Below are 1,635 nucleotides of genomic sequence, written 5' to 3'. Positions count from 1 at the left end.
TACGATTGTATGGCAGGGTATCCAGACAAATAAGCAGGTTTTCAGCCATGAAAAGCTCACCAAGGTATACCAATCTGTGGTTTCCACCATGTCGCGGAGTGAAAGCTTTTTCTTTGCAAATAAAGCATCCATAACCTTATCACCATACATGTGGTAGACATACATCATCGGACCAAACGTTAAGTTCATAATCGTACTGCCAAAAAAGGCTTGTGCCAAGGCTGACCCTTTGAAGGGCAATCTTCCAATCGACTGAGCAAAGGCAACGCCCCCCATATAAACTGAAAAAACAACTGTAACCATCATACCAATTATTCCCCATACCAATGCCTTCTGGAAGAGGTTACTAGGAATCCTCCATTGTCCATTTAAGACACGTGCGCCCATTAAATCACCCATGGAAGCCAGTATGGCAAATTTCACAAAACCGCCCCAATAAGGATGTAGCTCAGTTACTTTTATGAATATCTCTCTGGCACTTGGAATCACTAGTAAAATAATCCAACCCAAAAGGAGCGCTAACCAAACAAGATCCCCCACCATGTTACTCTTTTTAAAGTCATTTATATGCTTGTTTTTTTGATTTAAAGCTTTCATGTCGCCTCCTTATATAAAGATCTCAAGATGTATTTGAAGCGTATATAAAACATACTCTCGGTATCTATTTTATATGAATTCTTAAAAAAAGCAATAAAAAAACAAAGCGTTTTATGACTTCGCTTCGTTTTTAGATGGGACAGTCTTATAACTTTGAACATATCTCTCAGTGGCTTCCAAAACTGCATCTGGCAAATCATAGCTTCCATTATTATAACACCAATCAAGAACAACACCGTCATATGTCACGATTAAGAAATGAAAAAAGTGTTCAAATGAATATGCTTGACTTACATAACCGCTCTTTTGCAAATCATTATAAATTTGAGAAAAAGTATTGAGGAGTGGTCGACTATTGGGATTATAAAAATCGCCTTGCTTCACATTACATAAATCCGAATCCAGATTATTTCGGAATTTCTGCTTCATGATCTCTACACCTCTGGTCCGGGTCATTTGAGCATATAAGTATGATAGTTTTGAAAAAAGATCTAAGGATGGCGGTTCTTTTAAAAGTGCCGGAATTTTATCTTTAATGTGCTTATCAGCGTCTAAATGCAATTGGTCCAGTATAGATTCTTTGGATTTGAAGTGATGGTAAAAAGCACCCTTTGTCAAATTACATTCAGCACATATTTCATCTACTGTCACATTTTGAAAGCCCTTGGTTGAAATGAGCTCCAGCGCTACTGCTAGGACCAATTCTTTTGTCTTGTAGCCTTTAGCATATTTTTTTTTTGGTGTTTGTGCCATTTAAAATACCTCATTATTTAGAATATTGACCATAAGACAATTTGAACAAAAAATAAGCACAAAGTCAAGTCTCTTAAATAATAAATCTTGACTTTACATTTTAAAACCCATAAAATTGTAATAAACATACTCTCGGTATGTTTTTAAAGAGTTTGATATATTGACAGCTTTTTTGTTGGTATTTCGACTTCATTATCAATAATTATTTAAGGAGGGTTAGTAAATGAAGCATCAACCACACCCAGGTTACGAAATGCTGTGGGGTGTCCATATGGGGTTGGACGG

2 protein-coding genes are annotated in these 1,635 nt (G+C 36.3%); both read right to left on the bottom strand.

Annotated features, from left to right (window positions below; genetic code table 11):
• On the bottom strand, window positions 1–597 hold a 597-nt coding region (locus AC220I_RS22295), incomplete at its 3' end, for a hypothetical protein (protein WP_486726068.1).
• A 111-nt stretch (window positions 598–708) separates the two neighbouring features.
• Window positions 709–1,350, bottom strand: coding sequence for a TetR/AcrR family transcriptional regulator (locus AC220I_RS22290; RefSeq protein ID WP_486726067.1), 642 nt, complete (start codon window positions 1,348–1,350; stop codon window positions 709–711).
• Between the last annotated feature and the right edge of the window lie 285 nt (window positions 1,351–1,635).

It is taken from the genome of Fusibacter sp. (assembly GCF_057447755.1).
Note: the sequence above shows the minus strand (reverse complement) of the source record. Positions and strands in the feature narration are given on the sequence as shown.